This is a genomic window from Rhizomicrobium palustre (assembly GCF_011761565.1).
GTDB classification, from domain to species: Bacteria; Pseudomonadota; Alphaproteobacteria; order Micropepsales; family Micropepsaceae; genus Rhizomicrobium; species Rhizomicrobium palustre.
Window position 1 is genome coordinate 249,323 of sequence record NZ_JAASRM010000001.1, and the last position, 20,178, is coordinate 269,500.

The window sequence follows — 20,178 nt, forward strand, 5'->3', positions numbered from 1 at the left end:
CGGCTACTACATAAAAAACGGAAAGGGCGGGGTTTCCCCCGCCCTCTTGCTTATTTCTTGACCGCACCAGACTTCTTATCGCTGAGACCGCGATAATAGAGATACGGTCCGATATCGGGATCCTTGCCATAGAAGGCGCGGAACATCTCGCCGTAATCCATCGTATGCCCCTTGGAGAGGATCATATCGCGGAAACGCTGGCCGTTTTCACGCGTCAGCCCGCCATGATCCTCGAACCAGGAATAGGCGTCGTGATCGAGCATCTCGGCCCATTGATAGGCGTAATAGCCGGCCGAATAGCCCTGGCTCCAGATATGGGTGAAGTAGCTGGAACGATAGCGCGGCGGCACTTCGGAAAGCGCAAGGCCCGCACTTTTCAGAGCATCCGCTTCAAAGGCATCGACATCGATCTTCGGCGCGCCGGGCCCGCGGAAGTGCCATTTCAGGTCGAGTTCCGACGAAGCCACCGCTTCGGTCAAGGCATAGCCCTGATTGAAACCCTGCGCCTTCTTGATCTTGGCAACCAGCGCATCCGGGATCGGCTCATGGGTCTTATAGTGCTTGGCGTAGTTCTTCAGCACTTCGGGATAAAGCGCCCAATGCTCGTTGAACTGGCTGGGGAACTCCACCACATCGCGCGCCACCGCCGTCCCGGAGGTGGTGGGATATTTCTGGCTGGCGAAAAGCCCATGCAAGGCATGGCCGAATTCGTGGAAGGCCGTGCGCACATCATCAAAGCTCATCAGCGCCGGATCACCCGCCGCAGGCTTGGTGAAGTTGCAGACGTTGAACACGACGGGCTTGGTACCGAGCAGCTTGGATTGATCGACAAAGGTGTCCATCCAGGCGCCGCCCGCCTTGTTGTCGCGCTTGAACCAATCGAAATACATCAGGCCGAGGGTTGAGCCATCCTTATCGAAGACTTCGAAAACGCGCACATCAGCCTGATAAACCGGGATGTCCTTGCGCTCTTTAAACGTGATGCCATAGAGCTTGTTGGCCGCGTAGAAGACACCATCTTCCAACACCGCCTTCATCTCGAAATAGGGCTTCACTTCCGCGTCATTCAGATTGTACTTCGCCTTGCGCACTTCTTCGGCGTAATGCTGCCAATCCCAAGGCTCGAGCTTGAAAGAACCGCCGCTCTTCTTGATCGCGGCCTGGATGTCCTTGGCTTCGGCGAGTGCCTTTTTCTTGGCGGCAGGCGCGAGTTTGCCGAGGAAGGCGAGCGCGGCTTCCGGCGTCTTCGCCATCTGGTCTTGCAGCTTATAAGCCGCCCAATTGGGATAGCCGAGCAAAGCGGCCTTCTCGGCGCGAAGATCGGCGATTTCCGCGATAGTGGCGCGGGTGTCGTTGGCATCACCCTTTTCGGCGCGGGTCCAGGATTTCTCGAAGAAGGCCTGGCGCACCTCTCGATCGTTTAAGGACTGCAGCGCGGGCTGCTGGGTGGTGTTGCGCAAGGGGAGCATCCACTTGCCGGTAAGGCCGCGATCTTCGGCGGCTTTCTGCGCAGCGGCGATCTCGCCATCGCTGAGGCCTGCGAGCTTGGCTTTATCGTCCACCACCAAAGCACCAGCCTTGGTTGCCGCCAGGAGCTTGTCGTCATAGACGGTTTCGAGGCTGGAGAGTTTCTGGTTGATCTCCATCAGCTTGACCTTGTTAGCCGGGCTGAGCTGGGCGCCCGACTGCACAAAGCCGAGATAATCAACATCCAGAAGCGTCGCATCCTCGGCATCGAGGTGCAGGCTGGCGCGCTGGTCATAGATCGCCTTCACGCGCGCGAAGAGCTTGTCATTCAAGAAAATCGCATCGTGATGGGCGGCAAGCTTCGGGGCAACAGCCCCCTTCACCTTCTGCAATTCCGGGTTCGTGTTGGACTGCGCCAGGGCAAAGAAAATCTTCGAGGCGCGGGTCAGCATGGCGCCTGATTTCTCGATCGCCACAATAGTGTTTTCAAGGGTCGGCGCCGCCGGGTTATTGGCGATCGCCTCGATTTCTGCGAGCTGGATCTTCATGCCCTGTTCGATCGCGGGCTGGAAATCGCTGTCCTTGATGCGGCCAAAATCCGGCGCCTGCAGCGGCAGCGAGGAGACTTCGGCAAAAGGATTAGGCGGGGGTGGCGGCGGTGCGGACGGCGCGACAGGCGCTGTGGAACAAGCCGTCAAGGTGAGCACGGCAGCAGCGCCGAGCAGCGCAGGGCGAATATTAAGCATAGAGAAACTCCGGACAGCGGCGCCAAGTGGCGCTTTCAGATCACCTTCACTTTAGCCTGCCGGTTCGCGCCCTGTCTTTACGATGACGATAACTTGAAAGTGGAGGACTTCAGCGCCCCTTCTTTCAACCCTGGGTAATGTTCGCGATTCTTGACGGGCCACGCTCCGCCCAGCTCTGGCGCGCACATAGGCGGCGACAAAACGAGGCTCCTTTATAAGAAAAGACGTGAAGACAATTACTTAGCACGGGTTGACCCAACGCGTCCGAGCCCATATGTTCCGGCCTCCCGAAATTGCGTCGAGCCCGTAGCTCAGGGGTAGAGCATCTGACTTTTAATCAGAGGGCCCTGGGTTCGAACCCCAGCGGGCTCACCATTTCCGGGAAAAGAAAAAAGCCGCGCGATCTGCGCGGCTTTTTTTTCAGGTCAGGCGGTGGAGGCCATAGGCCGGCATGCCGGCCTATGCTCCCCAATATCCGCTATTGCTTGGACAGCACCGCGAGCGAAGCGGCGGTGACCGCGAGCTGGCTCACTACACTCACAATATCCACGATGCTCTGGTGCAGATCGACGCCGCTCAAGTCACGGGCGACATAGATCGTGCTGCCCGGCGGCACCGTTTCGGAGGAGAAATTGAACCAGGAACTCTCGACCCGCCGCGCGGTACCATCCGGCAGAACCAGCACGGTCTGGCTCTTTTCGGCGAACTGCGAATAGCCGCCAGCCGCATCAATGTAATCCTTCGCCGACATATCCGGTCGGAACGGAATGCTGGTGGGCTGGAGAACCTCGCCAAGCACAGCGACCGAATAGGGACGCGCGGGGATGTAAATGACGTCGTTGGGCTCCAAAATCGGATCCGCAGTGGGATTGGCGGCAAGAAGTGCGGGATCAGCAATTACCGTCATGCGCCCCAGCGGCTTCTGGTTGCGTACCTCTTCGACATAAGTCTGCAATGACGAGAAAGAATCCGGCGCCATCTTCGAACCCGCATCACGACGGCTCATGGCCATGACGAGTTGGGTCTGAATCTCTGCCGCCTGACGGCGGAAAGATTCCTGCTCCTTCAACGCCGCCGAACGGCGCAGGAAGACGGTGCCATAGGGATAGGCCGAATCCGTCAGCCCGCCCGCCCGCGCAAGAAGCTCCGAGAGCCGTTCCCCACGCACGATCTGGAAGGTGCCCGTCCGGCGCACCTGCCCTTGTACGGTCACGGAGCCAATACCGGCATTCGAGAAGACCTCGCCTACCCGCAGCTCATCGCGAGGAGCGAGAATGAAACTCGACCCGGCGGGGTCCGCCAACGAAAGCACGCGCCGTTCAGTACTTGAGCGCCCCGCGGTGGGGTCCACCGTGGTGGTGAGAATCTCGATGTTGGTCCGGTCAGCCCAGCGCGCCAAGCCGCCCGCAGCCAGCAGAACCGACTGCACATCCGCATCCGGCCCGATCAGATACAGACCAGGTCCCTGCACCGCGCCATCAACATTGATCGCACGATCATTGAGGAAATTGATCAGCACCAGATCGTCAACGCGCAGCTGCTTAGCCAGATCATTCAAGCGCCGCATTTCCTTGGAGACGGAAACCAGATTGAGACCTGGAAGCTGATTCTCCGCATCCTGCGCGGGCGCAAAACTTTGCCCGGGCAGGTTCTGCGTCTGCGGGAACGTTTGGTTTGCGTCACCCGTCTGCGGATAGGACTGCTGCGGGTAATTTTGCTGCTGATAGTTCTGCTGCTGGTAGTTCTGCTGCGAATAATTCTGCTGCGGATAGGCCTGCTGGCCATAGGCCGAGCTAGCATCCGTCTGCATATCCATCCCGCTATTGTTGAAGCGCGGATCGACACCGTCCGCCGACTGCGGCACAGGCATCTGCTGACGGGCATCCGGGTTAGAGGGATCGACAGGCTGACGCAGGTTTTTGCGCTGGCCCGTCCCGCTTTGATCGGTTTGGTTCTGCAAGGAACCAAACTGTGCTGCGGGTTCCGTCGAAGAACCACCCAAAGTGGATTGCGGATTGATCGCTCGTTCCTGTTCCGCCGACCTGCGCAAGCGATATTGTTTGACCACAGCGAACAGACGCCGCGCTTCCGCAGCTGTGAAGACGCGCACGATATCATCGCTCTGCAGTGTCATATCCTCGACACCGTTCAAGACAGCCACCGGCGTAAAGGGAATGAGGGTGCGCAGTTTGGTAACCGGATCGCGATGCGAGATGGCGCCAAAAAGCGTATAGGGCTCCGTTCCGAGCGCACCCGGCGCTTTCAAGACCTGCGAGAGCTTGGTGCCATTGGCAGCATATTGGCCGGCCATGGGCGTGTTGCCGGACAGCGTCGCCACGCTGCGGCTTTCATTCGCTGCCGGCTGCACGAACAGGATATCGCCGTCGTTCAAGGTCGAACGCTCGTTTTCGATCTGGGTCATGTTTCCACGACCGTCGGCACCGACGCGCAACACCGACATGCGGTAGTTTCCGCGCACTTCCGTGCCGCCCGCCAGATTGATGAATTCGCGCACGCCGATGCCGCCGCGACCCACGGGCAACTCGTAGACACCTTGCTTACGTACCCAACCAGCGATCGCCACCGTCTTGCCGAGCGGGGAGACAACGATCCGGTCGCCATCGGCGAGCGCCGCCGTGCTGGCGTGCGCCTGACCGGTCAAGACGCTGTAAAGATCTACTGTGATCTCGCGGCTGCCGCGCAGAATTTTCACATTGCGCAAGCTGCCCGTCTTCTTCACGCCCCCAGAGACCAAAATGGCGTCCACAGTGGTGGACAAGCCCGTCAGGGTACGAACACCAGGGCTGCGCACTTCGCCGCTCACCAACACGCTGATCTGACGGACGCGGCCGATGGAGACGAAGCCCTGAGTTGAGACGTAAGCGCGCTGGATCGCAGCGACCACGTCCTGACGGAACTGGCCGAGGCTGCGGCCAGCAGCGGAAACGGGGTTCAAGCGCGGCAAGACGATCTGGCCGTCGCGGTCCACCGTGGCGCGATATTCGTTGTTTTCCTGGCCACGCAGTGTGACTACAACTTCATCGCCAGGCCCCAGGATGTAGCTATCCTGCATAGCCCCCATTTGCGGGATATTCACCGACCGGCCGATGCCAAGCTGGTCATAGCCGAAAAGCTGCAGCCGCATCCCGGCCCGCTCCGACATGATCTGCTCAAGGCGAGACGGCGGCTCGCGATTGGCCTGCATCGGCGCAGGGGCCATTTGCGGCTCGATTACCGTGGTCTGGGGATAAACACCCGGCTGAAGGTTGGTTACCGGATTGCCGCGGTTTTGCTGAAGCTGCTGGAGCTGATCGGCGGAGATGCCGGGTAAAGACTGCGCATTGGCCGCGACCACGCAGCACCCTACAGCTGCCACCGCAAGCCCTCTGGCCATAACCCAACGTGCCGTACCCGCAGCACAGCGAATCCGGCGCGACATCCAGCCGTCAAAATGCATCCCAACTACCTCGAACTGCCCAGTGAAAAAGGCCGAGGCAACCCCCTAGGCCCTAGCTAAAGGTTGTCTAGCACGGCCAATTCGCGATTTGAAGCTGCGTCATGACCGGGGGCATGGCGTTAAATAGTTGCAATATCGAGGAAAGCCCGCCCCATTTGCCAGTTAACACCTGCCACCCGGGGCTATGGGACGTAGCCCCCTCTGCGCAGGAAATCCAGAATCCGGCTCGCCTCGGCCGCGGGATCCGCGGCGACGGTGGTCAAGGTCAATTCCGGCTGCTCCGGACGCTCATAGGGGCTATCGATGCCGGTGAAATTCTTGATCTGCCCAGCCTTGGCTTTGGCGTAGAGCCCTTTGACGTCGCGCTGCATGCAGACCTCCAGGGGGGTGTCGACAAAGACCTCGATAAACTCCCCTGGGCCCAGGAGCTCCCGCGCCATACGCCGCTCCGATTTGAAGGGCGAGATGAAGGACACCAAGACGATCAGTCCGGCCTCCACAAAGAGCTTGGCCGCCTCCGCCACACGCCGGATGTTCTCCACACGGTCGGCATCTGTGAAGCCCAGGTCACGATTGAGGCCATGACGGACGTTGTCACCGTCCAGGATGTAGGTATGGCGGCCCTCGGCATGGAGCTGGCGTTCCACCAGATTGGCGATCGTCGATTTGCCCGATCCCGACAGGCCTGTGAACCAGAGCACGGCCGGTTTCTGATGCTTGAGCCCGGCGCGGGCATCCTTATTCACGTCCAGGGCTTGCCAATGCACATTGGTGGCGCGGCGCAGACCGAAATCAATCATCCCCGCCCCGACAGTCGCGTTGCTGAAGCGGTCGATCAGGATAAAGCCGCCCATATCGCGGCTCTCGCTATAAGGATCGAAGGCCAATGGCTGGGCCAGCGAGACATTCACATAGCCGATCTCGTTCAGCCCCAAGGTCTTGGCCGCCGAATGACCGAGCGTGTTGACGTCTACCTTGTGTTTCAGGGCGGTGATCTGGGCCGGAACGGTAGAAGTGGCAAGCTTGAGCAAATACTGGCGACCTGGAAGTAGCGCCTCCTCCGCCATCCAGATGAGATGGGCGGCGAATTGGTCGGACACTTCGGGCCGGGCTTGCGCGGCGACCAGCACATCTCCTCGTGAAATATCGATTTCATCCGCCAGTGTCAGCGTGACCGCCTCCCCCGCACCCGCAGCAGGAAGATCGCCATCCTGGGTCACAATACGTTTCACAGTCGAAGTGCGGCCCGAGCCCGCCACGGCAATCGTATCCCCGGGTGCCACGCGCCCAGCCACGATCGTGCCCGAGAAGCCGCGGAAATCGAGATTGGGTCGGTTCACCCATTGCACCGGCAGGCGGAAGGGTTTCTCCGTCAGGGCCGTATCCACATCCACCGTTTCGAGATGCTCGAGCAGCGAGACACCCTTGTACCACGGCGTGTTCTGGCTTCGCGCCATGACGTTGTCACCAAAGCGCGCCGACATGGGAATAGGCGTGAGGCTAGCGAAGCCAAGCGGCGCGGCGAATTTGCCGAATTCCGCCACGATGGTGTCGAAGACGGATTGCTGGAAACCGACGAGATCGATCTTGTTCACCGCCAGCACCACATGGCGGATGCCGAGCAGCGAGGCGATATAGGCGTGGCGGCGCGTCTGGGTCAAAACGCCCTTGCGCGCATCGATCAAGATTACCGCGAGATCGGAATTGGAGGCACCAGTCGCCATGTTGCGGGTGTATTGCTCATGGCCGGGCGTATCGGCGACGATGAATTTGCGCTTATCGGTGGTGAAGAAGCGATAGGCAACATCGATGGTGATGCCCTGCTCGCGCTCGGCCTCAAGCCCGTCGACCAGAAGCGCGAAATCCATATCGCCGCCAGTGGTGCCGTGCTGCTTGGAATCCTTTTCCAGCGTGGAGAGCTGGTCGTCAAAGAGCAGCTTGGTATCGTAGAGCAGCCGCCCAATCAGCGTGGATTTGCCGTCATCGACGCTGCCGCACGTCAAAAAGCGCAAGAAGGACTTGTTTTCCTGCTGCGCGAGGTATTCGCGCAATTCAGAGGGCGCCTGCATCAGAAATATCCCTCTTTCTTTTTCTTCTCCATGGAAGATTTTTCGTCGCTGTCGATGAGCCTGCCCTGGCGCTCAGAGGTGCGTGCGGTCAGCATTTCAGAGACGATGGCTTCCAGCGTATCGGCCTCACTCTCAATGGCGCCGGTCAAAGGATAGCAGCCCAGCGTGCGGAAGCGCACCAGGCGCTCCTCAATCTTCTCGCCAGGCAGAAGCTTCATGCGCTCGTCATCGACCATGATGAGCGTTCCGGAGCGTTCCACCACGGGGCGTTTTTTGGCGAAATAGAGCGGCACGATCGGGATGTCCTCCGCCATGATGTATTGCCAGATATCGAGCTCAGTCCAGTTGGAGAGCGGGAAGACACGGATGCTTTCGCCCTTATTCACGCGGGTGTTGTAGACGCGCCAAAGCTCCGGACGCTGATTTTTCGGGTCCCAGCCGTGGGACGCGTTGCGAAATGAGAAGATGCGTTCCTTGGCGCGCGACTTTTCCTCGTCGCGGCGCGCGCCGCCGAATGCAGCATCGAAGCCGTATTTATCGAGCGCCTGCTTCAAGCCTTCGGTCTTCATTACCTGGGTATGCAAGGCCGAGCCGGAATCAAAGGGGTTGACGCCACGACGCACGCCATCCTCGTTGATATGCACCAACAGATCGATGCCGAGCTTTTTCGCCATCGCATCGCGGAAGCTGATCATCTCCCGGAATTTCCAGGTCGTGTCGACATGGAGCAGCGGGAACGGCGGCTTGGAGGGGTAAAACGCCTTCATCGCCAGATGCAGCATCACCGCCGAATCCTTGCCGATCGAGTAGAGCATCACCGGCTTCTCAAAGGAGGCCGCAACCTCCCGCATGATGTGGATGCTCTCCGCCTCGAGGCGCTTCAAATGAGAAACAACAGCTAATTTAGTGTCCAATTTAACGAACCCCGATGTTGTTCAGTGAAATACACCCGGGCAGCCCGATATACAAGCCAGACAAAACCCCGGCTGGCGAAAGACAATTGAGAAAGGCTGAGCAGCGGCCTAGGCGCGGGACCGGCACAAGGCCATGGTCCAAGGGAGCGGCCGGCGAACTTCCATCACCGTATAACGAGAAGACAGGAAATCCAGGAACCCCGTGGCACTCCAATGCTGGATGTGCCCAGGCGTATTACCCCAATCTGACCAATAAGCGCCTCGGAGCATATTCAAAACCCGCCAAACGGGTTCCCGAGGTACACTGAAGAGGGCAAAAGGCGCCGCTTTCGAGAGCTTATCGAGCGCATCGCCCGGCTGCTCGACATGCTCCAGCACCTCGCAGCACAAAAGCAGATCGGCTGGCGGAACCGCTACTTCGTGGATATCCGCGCTAAAAAATGTGGTCGTCGCGCCTGCCCGCGCAGCCCGTTCCTTGGCGATCGCAATGACATCGGGAGAAACATCGAACCCGGTCGTCTGCCAGCCCCGCAGCGCCAAGCGCCGGATCAACTCGCCCTCACCACAGCCGACTTCTACCGCAGCCCCAACTGGCACCTTAGCGGTGAGCTGATCAAAGGACTGCAGGAAGCCCCGCATCAGATAAGCTGCTACGGGATTACGCGCGTTGTATTTGTCGTAGAGGTTCCCGCCCAAACCGCCCCCCCTGCTCTGGCTGTGAGAAAGAGGTTATAGGGCCATTCGAAGAACCAGCAAAGAAAACCTGCATCAGCAGCGCTGGCCGACATACCACTCATATGCGGCTTTGATGCCGTCTTCGAAGCGGGTCTGCGCCGTCCACCCCAAGGCGGTCATGCGGGACACATCCATCACCTTGCGCGGCATGCCGTCGGGCTTGGTGGTGTCGTAGACGAACCGGCCTTCCCACCCCGCGGCCTTGGCGATGGCTTCGGCGAGCTGGCGGATGGTGTGCTCCACCCCGGTGCCGAGATTGACATGGGGTGCGCCGGAATAATGCTTCATCAAGTAGACTAGGCCATCAGCGAGATCTTCCGTGTAAAGAAACTCTCGCAGCGGCGTGCCGGTGCCCCAGAGCACGACTTCCTTGTTACCCGCCTTCTTGGCGGCGTGGATTTTCATGATCAGCGCGGCGACGACATGGCCATGTTCGAGATCATAGCGGTCTCCGGGACCATAAAGATTGGTCGGCATCGCCGAAATGAAATCCGCGCCGTATTGTTTGCGGTAGGTTTCGCAGAGCTTGATGCCTGCGATTTTTGCGAGCGCATAAGCGTCGTTGGTCGGCTCCAGAGGTCCCGTCAACAGCGCCTCTTCCTTGATCGGCTGGGCTGCACCGCGCGGATAAATGCAGGACGAGCCCAGGAACAGAAGTTTTTTGACGCCGGCCTTATAGGCGTTGTGAATGACATTGGCCTCGATGATGAGGTTGTCATAAAGAAACTCAGCAGGCCTGGTGCTGTTGGCATGAATGCCGCCCACCTTGGCTGCCGCCAGGAATATCGCGTCAGGCTTGATCGCCGCCAGCCAATCCTCGACCTCGGCTTGGCGAGACATGTCGACCTCCTCGCGATCGGCGGTGAGGATGGCGCAATTCTCCCGCTCAAGCCGCCGGACGACCGAGGATCCCGCCATACCCTTGTGGCCCGCCACCAGGACGCGTTTGCCCGCCAGCGGAAAAAGCACAGGCGCGGTCATTCGACGTGCCCGCATTTGCGCGCGATGGAGGCCATATCCGACCGCATCATTTCAGCAACCAAATCCTGAAAACTCGTCGCTGGGGTCCAGCCAAGCTGGTTTCGGGCTTTCGACGCATCCCCGCAGAGATATTCAACCTCTGTTGGACGAAAATAGCGCGGATCGATTTCGACAAGCACGCGACCGGATTTGGCATCCACCCCGCGTTCCTCAACACCCTTGCCTTCCCAGCAGAGCGTTGTGCCGACATGGGCAAAGCACAGTTCTATGAACTCGCGCACGGAATGGGTTTGCCCCGTCGCCAGCACATAATCGGACGGATTGTCCTGCTGCACCATCCGCCACATGCCTTCGACATAATCGCGGGCATGGCCCCAGTCGCGCACGGAATCGATATTGCCCATATAAAGCTTGTCCTGAAGCCCTTCATGGATCGCGGCAACCCCGCGACTGATCTTTCGGGTGACGAAGGTTTCACCGCGCAACGGGCTTTCATGATTAAAGAGAATGCCGTTAGACGCGTGAATGCCATAAGCCTCGCGGTAGTTCACGGTAATCCAATAGGCATAGAGCTTGGCAACGGCATAAGGGCTGCGTGGATAAAAGGGCGTGGTCTCGCGCTGTGGCCGCTCCTGCGCCAAACCATAAAGTTCCGAGGTAGAGGCTTGGTAATATCGTGTCGTCTTGGTCAGCCCCAAAAGGCGGATGGCTTCCAAAATGCGCAGCGCGCCGACGCCATCGGCATTCGCCGTATATTCGGCGGTATCGAAGCTCACCTGAACATGACTTTGAGCCGCGAGATTATAAATCTCGTCCGGCTGCACTTCCTGCACCAGACGGATCAGATTGGTGGAATCCGTCATATCGCCGAAATGCAGGACAAAGCCGATCTCCGGCTCATGAGGGTCTTGGTAAAGGTGGTCGACCCTGCCCGTGTTAAAGGAGGACGAGCGGCGCTTTACGCCATGGACCTCATAGCCTTGCTTCAACAGAAAGGCCGCCAGATACGCCCCGTCCTGCCCCGTTACGCCGGTGATAAGAGCACGCTTTCTCATAACAAACCCCGTCCGCCGTACTCACAGTACACCGGACAGGGCCTAACTGGAACACGCGCTGGGGCGGCTACGGCTTGCCGTAATAATCCTCGAGACGGTCAATGTCGTCGCAACCAAGATAGGGTCCCGACTGCACTTCGATCAGGCGAACAGGTTCCCGCCCAGGGTTTTCAAGGGTGTGCTTTTCGCCGATCGGGATGAAGGTAGAGGCGTTTTCGTGCAGGAGGCTGACCCTTTCGCCACACGTCACCTTGGCGGTTCCCTGCACTACGACCCAATGCTCCGCCCGATGATGATGTGCGTGCAAGGAGATGCGCCCGCCGGGCTTGATCATGATGTGATTGACGAGAAAGTTCTCGCCACGATCCACCACTTCATAGCTGCCCCAAGGCCGAAAGATCGTGGTGTGCTCCATCCGCTCGACGCGATCCGCGGCCTTGAGCTGATCGACAATATGCTTGACGTCTTGCGAATGCGACTTGTCGGCTACCAGCACCGCGTCCTTGGTCGCAATCACCACAAGATCTTTGACGCCCACCAGCGCCGTCAGGGTCTTACCACTCAGGACCAGCGAGTCGCGCGTGTCATGCGCGAACACATCGCCTTGAAATACGTTTCCGGCCTCATCCTGCGCGCGCACTTCCCAAAGAGACGACCAGGCGCCGACATCATTCCAGCCGATGGAACAAGGCACCAGGACAGCCTTGTTGGTCTTTTCCATGATGGCGTAGTCGATGGAGATGTTCGGGGCGGTGGAAAAGCTGTCCTTGTCCAGCCGCACGAAATCGAGGTCGTGCGCAGCCTTGTTAAGCGCCTCTCGTACCGGGGGCAGAATATCGGGCGCCAAACGCTCGATTTCTTCGATCATTGTCTTCGCCTTGAAGACGAACATGCCGCCGTTCCAGAAATATCCACCATCCGCAAGGTATTCAGCCGCTACATCTGCGTTGGGCTTTTCCTTGAAGGCATTCACGCGGAAGGCGCCCGGAACAGCTTCAACCGGCGCACCACGCTGAATATATCCATAGCCTGTCTCGGGCGCGGTGGGAGACATGCCGAAGGTCACGATATATCCGGCTTCAGCAGCACGAATAGCGACGTCCAGCGCAGCTCGGAACGCAGCCTCGTCAGAGACCACATGATCGGACGGCAGCAGCGCGATCACGGCCTCGGGATCGTGTTCATGCGCCACCAGTGCGGCAACCGCCGCCGCAGGCGCCGTGTTGCGCCCAACCGGCTCAAGCACGATCGCGGTGGGCTTAACCCCAACCTCCTGCATCTGTTCGGCGACAAGAAAGCGATGACTGTCATTGCACAGAAGAATGGGCGCCGAAGCGCCCGGCACCTGCGCCCGCAGTACCGTTTCCTGGATCATCGTTTGCTGGCCATGGAGCGCCAGCAATTGCTTGGGCAGTGAATTGCGCGAAAGCGGCCAAAGGCGAGTTCCGGACCCCCCGGATAAAATGACGGGAACGAGAGCCATAGCTGATATCCTACAAGCGAAGCGCCAGCGCGGTTTGACCTGACGCTGCGGGAATTTGACGGTTCAAAGGCCGATACGCAAGGCCGCCTCTGCAGTGGCCATTGATCCCCGGTTTGGCCGGGGCTGATCATCTTGAAACCGTCCTTCCAGATCCAGACGCACGTTCTGGCCCGTAAAGCGCAGCGGCAAACTGAAGCGAGCCTGCCCCAGATTGTAGGATACAGGGGATGTCGTCACCACGTTGCCGGACGAGTTCAGCGGGTCAGAGATCCTCACCCGGCTATACGTTAAGGTAAAACTGCGCTGCGCCGCATCCGTGAGAGAGGCTTGAACCGTCATCAATCTCGAATCGCTGTCGAGGCTGAAACCAAGCGTCCGGCCGCGATAGCGCATTCCATCAATGTAGCTGTAATTGTTGTACACCGCGCCGTGCCAAGCGCTTCCGCCAAACATGTTCATGGACGCGGTGCTGTCGGCATATTCGACGGTGAGGCGGCCAATGACATCGTCAAATCCATGCCACACGCTCGCGCCGTAAAGGTGCGCCGTGCCGGAGTGAACAAAGGGATTGGTGTCTTCGTTCAAAAGCTGTGTGTAGACGGAATAATTGAGACCTTTGAACGCGCCGGTATAGCGAATATCAATCGAGCCCTCGTCGTTGACGATGTCCGTATGCGAGGGATCGTTGCGAGGATCGAAGTATCCCGCGATAGGCTTACAGGGATGGCCCGAGCCGCACATCATATCCGTGCGCGATACCCCGATTTCGAGACCGGGCAGCGGATTAAACGCGAACCGCAAGCCATCATATATCGTGTTGTGCGCGACGCGGGGGCCATCCAATACGCCCACAAAAAACTCGAAATGCCATGGCCCCAGCCAGCTCAGCCATGGGCTTTCGAAAGCCTCAGTAGAGACGCGGGATATCCCGATTTGCGGTATGGGGCGCGCATTGGTTGAGAGAGGCAGCGCCGAGATCCAGCCCGGCCCCCACCAATGCTGCAGATAACCCGCATAGATGTATGTATCCCCCAAGCGCTGCGCGATATAGCTGCCGTCCGGCACAAAAACTTGATGGTCGAATTTGTTTACGCTTTGCGCCCCGAGGCTGAGGTGCACGGTCGTATCACGCCACATGTACTCCATCGAGACCTGGCTTTGCAGTGTTGCACGGCCGAGCGCGCCATAGCCGCGAACCACTGCGGGTGACCCCGTTGCGTCCCAGAAAAGCTCCGTTCGCAAATGATCACGCTGGGTCGCGGATGCCGATTGCTGCAAAACCCTGTCGGCCACGTTTTGGATATAGCCGGGCTGTGTGCCAAGCCCACCCGCCGTCTCCAGACTGTCTTTGAGACCCTGCCATGGCAGCGGCCAGTGCATGGCGATGTTGTCGATCAAGCCCGCGCTTGCCAAGAGCTCGATATCGGAGCGAAGCTGAGCATCTTGGATGTCGGTCCAGTTTCCTGCGAACGCCGCCCCGGCCAAACCAGCCCATGTTCCGAGCGATGCCACAAATCGCAAAGCACGCACTATACTCACCTCAACACTCTGGAATTCGACAACGAAAATGGGCCCAATGGGGCCCTCCCGGTCCATAAAGACACACCATTGCACCGGAATTTTGACTATCGCGGGGCCGGCGGCCTTCGCATTGCGATAATAACAGTTCTTGCCGGTACATCCACCCGCAGGGCGGTGATCACCGCCCCCCAAATGCCTCCTCTGCCCGACTGCCACACTTCCAATCGCGAATACGTGAATTCCATCGGGAGGTGAGCGCCGAGGCTCGGAGCCCAAGAGAATCGCTAGCCAATGGCTCGCGCGAGATCCAGCATGCGGGAACGGCAAAGTTCCTTATCAAGATATCTCCACGAAATCGCCAGTAGCTGGCACTCAAGTTGCGCGCCCTTAGGGCAGGCCATGCACAAAAGCGAAGACGCCGTACGGTCGTTTCGCCGACAAAATCGCGAGTAGACGGAAACGACCTTAATGTGCGAATAAAGAGTTGAAACAAAACCAACTTAGCCACAGGTCCCTATGGTCAATCCGAAGCCTGTTCGCAAGGCCGTACTCCCCGTCGCAGGACTTGGAACCCGCTTTCTTCCCGCCACCAAGGCCATCCCGAAAGAGATGCTTCCGGTAGTCGACAAACCGGTTGTGCAATATGCGGTGGAGGAAGCACGTGAGGCGGGCATCGAGCAATTCGTGTTCGTGACGGGACGTGGCAAGACGGTTATTTCGGACCACTTCGATCACGCCTACGAGCTGGAATCTCAGCTCGCAGCGCGCGAGAAGAACGACATCCTGAACAGCTTGTTAGAAATGCTGCCGCCAACCGGCTCCGTCGGCTTCGTGCGTCAGCAAAATCCTCTCGGACTTGGCCATGCGGTTTGGTGTGCGCGCCACTTCATCGGCAACGATCCTTTTGCCGTACTGCTGCCCGACGATCTCATGGTGGGAAAGCCCGGCAGCATCGCCCAGATGGTCGAAGCGTATAATCAGGTCGGCGGTGGCTGCATTGTCGCAGCCGAGCAGAAGACCCGCGAAGAGACCAAGCGCTATGGCGTCGTCGATCCAGGGGCGAAGACGGGCAATGCCACGGAGGTGAAGGCGCTGGTCGAAAAGCCTGAGCCGGAGAATGCGCCGTCTACCCTCTGCATTATTGGCCGTTACATTCTGCAGCCTGAGATTTTTGCCATCTTGGACCGCCAGGAACGCGGCGCCGGGAACGAAATTCAGCTCACCGACGCGATGGCTCAGCTCATCGGCACCATGCCGTTCCATGCCGTCGAAACCAACTGCGCGCGCTTCGATTGCGGCGATAAGGTCGGCTTTCTGCATGCCAACATTGCCGTCGGATTACAGCGCCCCGACATCGCCCCTGCCTTGAAAGCCATCCTTAAGTCCTTGGAGGTCTGACCTCCCACCCGCTCGCTTGGTTGTGTCGAACTAACTTCCTGACTAGCCTTGAAAATGCTAGACAGTTGAGCTTTGTTGCGCACATTCGTTGGCGGGGAAATTGGGGGCGATTATTCCTATTCTGGGCGATAACAGCGGCGTTCTGTGCCAGAACTCCCCCTCCTATTCAGGTGGTTTCAGGTTGAAGTTCCGGGCGCTACTGGCGAGCACCGCTATTTTTGCTGGGCTGACGGGATCTGCTGCGGCGCAATCATTATCGCCCTCCCCGCCATTGCTGCGGACCACCTATGGCGATGTCGGCCTGTTCGACATGCCTTCGGCGCGCATGGCCCCGGATGGGCAGCTCTCGTTCACCGCGTCCGCCCTCTCCATATCCGAACGCTTCACCCTGTCCTTCCAGGCGACACCGTGGCTCGAAGGGTCGTTTCGGTATGCCCGCGTCGGCCATTGGGGCGATGACGCCCATTATTACGATCGCAGCTTCGGGGTGAAGGTCCGGCTTCTGCAAGAGTACGGCCTTCTGCCATCCGTCTCTGTGGGCTCACGCGACTTTGTCGGCAGCGGCGGCTATGGCTCAGAATATGTTGTTGCCTCCAAGCAAGTTGGCGATTTCGATTTTACAGCGGGTTTGGGCTGGGGACGTTTGGCTGACACACAGGCCATTGCGAACCCCCTCGGAGAGCTTGTCTCCTCCTTTAACGACCGATCTGCTCCCAATAACCGCCCAGCAGGTGAGCTTGGCTTCAACTCGCTATTCCATGGCTCAAAGGCTGGTGCTTTCGGGGGCTTGACTTGGCGCACCCCGATCGAAGGTCTGACCCTGATCGGGGAATACAGTTCCGACAAATACGTTGGCGAACGATCCGCCGGCGGATTGAAAGTTCGGTCACCCACCAATGTGGGCCTTGCCTACAGGCCAGCCGACAGCCTCATGATCTCTGCAGGCTGGATGTATGGGACCACCTATGGCCTCACCATAGCCATCAGCAGTGATCCTACCCAGAACTATCCATCGGCTGTACGCATCGGCCCGGCACCGACTGAACCGGTCATACGAACCGAGAGCGAGCGCCAAGCCGCCCTTTCCGCATTGCAGCGCCGCTCGTCGGGTGCGGAGGCGGCGAAGAATGGCGGCGTGTGGGTGTCCGTCCCCGCCCCTCGCGCACAAATCCGCAATGAACTGCTGCAGAACTTCCGCTCCGGCTCCTCCGATATCCGAGACATCACACTCGAGGGTCAGTCCTTGCTGATCGATGCGCGGCTCCACTCCGATACGCACGAGCAGTGCAATCGGTACGCGCGGATCGCAGCCGCCAGTTCCGCCAATATCCGCTGGCTTGCCATATCCGACCTTCAGAATACGACCGGGCAAACCGTCATGTGCTCGACCGAGATAAATCGAACGCAATTTGCCAGCGCCGTTTCTGTTGGCCAATCGCTGGCCGCGAAAGATGCCGATACCGCCGCAGGGCTGCGCGAGGCACTCGCCGAGCAGGATATTACGTTCGAAATGGTAAAGCCCGCCGAGAGCGAGTGGATCATTTATTACGAGAATAACCGGTACAACCGTTCAACCGAAGCCGCGGGCCGCGTGACCCGCGTTCTTATGGCGAAGGCGCCGGCGCAGATTGAAATATTCCGGCTTATCGAAACGCGTCTCGGGATGCCTGTCCGCGAATACCGAATTCTGAGGAGCGCGATGGAGCGGGGATTGTCCGATGTTTCTGGACAGTTCTTGGCGCAGGAAGCGGTGAAGCTGCGTCTGCCATCCATGGAAACGACACCGCTCATCACACAGGATTTTGTAAATTATCCCACCCTAAGCTTCACGCTCGACCCCAAGCTGACGCAACATGTATTCGACCCCGCAGCGCCAATCCAATTCCTTGTCTATGGGGATGCGACGGGGCTTTTACAGATCGCACCTGGGCTTGCCATTGAGGCGGAAGCCACGGCGACGTTGTGGACGAATTACACGTTCACGCGTGATCCAGGCAGCGACCTGCCACACGTCCGCACGGACATCTTGCAGTATCTGGACCACGGAAAATACGGGATCGCGGCACTCGCCGCGGTATATCGTGCGCGGCTAACGCCGACGGTTTTCACCCAGGTTCGCGCCGGTATGCTGGAAGACATGTACACTGGCGGCGGCCTTGAAATGGTCTGGCGACCCGAGGAAAGCAGATTCGTTCTTACGGGCGACATCTACAAGGTCTGGCAGCGCGATTATCAACGGCTCTTCAATCTGCGCAATTATAGCGTTGTGACCGGGCATGTGGCTTTGCACTACAATTCGCCCTGGTACGGAATGCATTTTGCGGTTCGCGCGGGCCAATATCTGGCGGGAGACCGCGGTGTGACCTTTGAGATGTCACGGCGGTTTGCGTCGGGTATCGAGGTAGGTGCCTGGGCTACCTTCACCAATGTCCCCTATGCCAAATTCGGCGAAGGCAGCTTCGACAAAGGCATCATGATTCATATCCCATTTGAATGGGGTCTGCCGATCTGGAGTCAGTCGTCCTACAATTTGTGGCTTTCTCCGCTTACCCGTGACGGTGGCCAGCGCCTTGGAGGTGATGATTCGCTGTACGAAGCCACGGAGCGCACATCCTATGGGACGATTTCGGAGCACATTGATGATGTCACGAATCCGTAAGCTGGCTCCTCTCGTTGGCACGATCTGCATCACGGCGCTGAGTGGTGGATGCGGCGCGATTTCGCAGCAAAGCGACGCAGTTTCGCTGATCGACTATATGCGGCAGTCCTACGGTAAGCGGAGCGAGGTCACGCTGCAGGAAGCAGCCTCCGTTCCATATGCATCAATCGGTGTGCGCGTTGGCGATAGCAACCAAGTGATTCTGGTTCTCGGCACCCAGGAACAAGATACGCTGCTATGGACTTCCGCTGCGCGGATTTCGCTTATTACCAAGAATGGGCGCATTGTTCGGACCGGTGGGCTCTCGCCCGATCTGACGTATTATCGCAATATGGGCGAAAGCCGCGACAAAAATGGTCGTCTTATAACCCGCTGGAGCGCTGACTTTCGCGAGTTGGGCCTCTACGGAATCGTCATCGCCTGCGCCGAGCAACAGCCTGAGGGCGAAACCATCAGCATTCTGGGCAAAGAGATTCAGACGTTGCGTGTAGAAGAGCGCTGCAAAAGCCAGGATTCGCAACTGGACTGGTCATTCAAGAATATCTTTTGGCGGGATGCTCAAACCCAAATGGTGTGGCGCTCGCTTCAGCACGTCTCACCAAAGCTTGACGCCATATCGGTTGATATCCTTCGCCCGCTAGCGGCTGATTGATTTCTCTCCACCCCAAAAAGCCTCGCGTGAGGCCTAGCGGCGCCCGCATAAAAGCACCAACCGGAGACAACATTCCGGCGCAAAAATCCGATGCCTCTAGATGCGTATAAAGCCACTTAGGACGGCGAATCGTCCAACCCAGCTAATAGGCCAATCTCACTGGCACACCACACCACGGCGCCCGCGCCGATGAGGTCGCAACAAAAAGAAACGGCCCCGAAGGGCCGCCAACTAACGCAGGAGAGAACTCCTGCATTTACAACAGAAACAACGCCAAACCGTCGACGACGCCTCACCTCCAAGCGAAAGTTTGGTCATCGTCGGCACCGGCGCCCCCACCTTAAGCCCCCCCCCACCAACAGCAGAGGGCAGGTCACCCTGCCCTCTATGGGTGCGAGAAGATTGCCTCCAGAAGAGGCATCCCAATATTAATGGGTCGTGGTGGTCGTCGTCTTCTTGGTCGTCGTAGTCGTGGTCGGCTTCGTGGTCGTAGTCGACGAAGTCGTTGTGGTCGACGTGCAGCCATTCAGCACGCAGCCAGAAACCGACCCGTTGCTCTGCCCAGTCGCGACCAGAACGATGCCACCAACAACGGCGCCACCACCGGCCAACCAAAGAAGATTGTTTTTGCTGTGAAACCACTGAGCCTTTTCGACACCAGCCGCCCCACCCGACGGAAGGGCTCCCTGCGCGCTATCAGCCGCACTGGCCGCTTGAAGCGCTCCCAGAGCAAGACCTAAGCCCGCGAAAACCACCCACCTTAACGACATAAATCCCTCCACTCGCAACAGATGTTGATTAAGTTACCACACGCGTAAAGAGCCAGTCAACCTAGTCGGTAGCAGTAAAAGAGCAACGATTACAACGAGAACTGAAATCAAAACGCCCTGATACGGACGGAATCCTGGCGAAGCGGACAAAACAATTACACGAGATTCGTGACACCTGCATTATTCAGACATGCATCACTGAATGCGATCTCGCCTGAACGGACAGATAGTATCATTGAACCTACCTGTGGCTAGACTGACCTTGACACAC

The 20,178-nt window shown here is 58.6% G+C and carries 13 protein-coding genes and 1 tRNA gene; 4 read left to right on the top strand and 10 right to left on the bottom strand.

Annotated features, from left to right (window positions below; all coding sequences use genetic code 11):
- Nucleotides 1-50 precede the first annotated feature (50 nt).
- Nucleotides 51-2,213, bottom strand: coding sequence for a M3 family metallopeptidase (locus tag FHS83_RS01025; RefSeq protein ID WP_167079988.1), 2,163 nt, complete (start codon nucleotides 2,211-2,213; stop codon nucleotides 51-53).
- Nucleotides 2,214-2,513: 300 nt separating this feature from the next.
- Here FHS83_RS01025 and FHS83_RS01030 point away from each other — a divergent pair.
- A tRNA-Lys gene (locus FHS83_RS01030) sits at nucleotides 2,514-2,588 on the top strand.
- 103 nt (nucleotides 2,589-2,691) lie between these two features.
- Here the strand turns inward: FHS83_RS01030 and FHS83_RS01035 are convergent.
- The 8 genes from FHS83_RS01035 to FHS83_RS01070 form a co-directional block, all read right to left on the bottom strand.
- Nucleotides 2,692-5,589 carry an SLBB domain-containing protein gene (locus FHS83_RS01035; RefSeq protein ID WP_167079990.1) on the bottom strand — a complete coding sequence of 966 codons (2,898 nt, stop codon included), beginning with the start codon at nucleotides 5,587-5,589 and terminating at the stop codon, nucleotides 2,692-2,694.
- A gap of 263 nt (nucleotides 5,590-5,852) precedes the next feature.
- Nucleotides 5,853-7,739 (bottom strand): sulfate adenylyltransferase subunit CysN, encoded by a 1,887-nt coding sequence (gene cysN / locus FHS83_RS01040; protein ID WP_167079992.1) that lies wholly within the window; start codon nucleotides 7,737-7,739, stop codon nucleotides 5,853-5,855.
- Nucleotides 7,739-8,653 carry a sulfate adenylyltransferase subunit CysD gene (cysD, locus tag FHS83_RS01045; RefSeq protein WP_167079993.1) on the bottom strand — a complete coding sequence of 305 codons (915 nt, stop codon included), beginning with the start codon at nucleotides 8,651-8,653 and terminating at the stop codon, nucleotides 7,739-7,741. The genes cysN and cysD overlap by 1 nt, the downstream gene beginning before the upstream one ends.
- A 108-nt stretch (nucleotides 8,654-8,761) precedes the next feature.
- Nucleotides 8,762-9,349 carry a class I SAM-dependent methyltransferase gene (locus FHS83_RS01050; RefSeq protein WP_167079995.1) on the bottom strand — a complete coding sequence of 196 codons (588 nt, stop codon included), beginning with the start codon at nucleotides 9,347-9,349 and terminating at the stop codon, nucleotides 8,762-8,764.
- Nucleotides 9,350-9,421: 72 nt separating this feature from the next.
- Nucleotides 9,422-10,369: a GDP-L-fucose synthase family protein gene (locus FHS83_RS01055; protein ID WP_167079997.1), complete on the bottom strand. Its 948-nt coding sequence runs from the start codon at nucleotides 10,367-10,369 to the stop codon at nucleotides 9,422-9,424.
- Nucleotides 10,366-11,424: a GDP-mannose 4,6-dehydratase gene (gene gmd, locus FHS83_RS01060; protein WP_167079999.1), complete on the bottom strand. Its 1,059-nt coding sequence runs from the start codon at nucleotides 11,422-11,424 to the stop codon at nucleotides 10,366-10,368. Before gmd ends, FHS83_RS01055 begins: the two co-directional genes overlap by 4 nt.
- 67 nt (nucleotides 11,425-11,491) lie before the next feature.
- On the bottom strand, nucleotides 11,492-12,907 hold the full coding sequence (locus tag FHS83_RS01065) for a mannose-1-phosphate guanylyltransferase/mannose-6-phosphate isomerase (RefSeq protein WP_167080001.1): 1,416 nt from the start codon (nucleotides 12,905-12,907) through the stop codon (nucleotides 11,492-11,494).
- A gap of 63 nt (nucleotides 12,908-12,970) precedes the next feature.
- Nucleotides 12,971-14,437, bottom strand: a complete 1,467-nt coding sequence (locus FHS83_RS01070) for a capsule assembly Wzi family protein (protein WP_167080003.1) — start codon at nucleotides 14,435-14,437, stop codon at nucleotides 12,971-12,973.
- Between the two features lie 507 nt (nucleotides 14,438-14,944).
- Between FHS83_RS01070 and galU the strand changes: the two genes are divergently transcribed.
- From galU to FHS83_RS01085, 3 genes are all read left to right on the top strand, one after another.
- Complete coding sequence (gene galU / locus FHS83_RS01075; protein WP_167080005.1) at nucleotides 14,945-15,826, top strand: UTP--glucose-1-phosphate uridylyltransferase GalU; 882 nt, start codon at nucleotides 14,945-14,947, stop codon at nucleotides 15,824-15,826.
- 100 nt (nucleotides 15,827-15,926) lie between these two features.
- Complete coding sequence (locus tag FHS83_RS01080; protein WP_167080007.1) at nucleotides 15,927-18,485, top strand: YjbH domain-containing protein; 2,559 nt, start codon at nucleotides 15,927-15,929, stop codon at nucleotides 18,483-18,485.
- Nucleotides 18,466-19,137, top strand: coding sequence for a YjbF family lipoprotein (locus tag FHS83_RS01085; protein WP_167080009.1), 672 nt, complete (start codon nucleotides 18,466-18,468; stop codon nucleotides 19,135-19,137). The genes FHS83_RS01080 and FHS83_RS01085 overlap by 20 nt, the downstream gene beginning before the upstream one ends.
- A 428-nt stretch (nucleotides 19,138-19,565) precedes the next feature.
- On the opposite strand, the gene FHS83_RS01090 is transcribed toward FHS83_RS01085, so the two are convergent.
- A complete protein-coding gene (locus tag FHS83_RS01090; protein ID WP_167079615.1) occupies nucleotides 19,566-19,907 on the bottom strand; it encodes a hypothetical protein in 342 nt (113 codons plus the stop codon).
- Nucleotides 19,908-20,178: the final 271 nt, after the last annotated feature.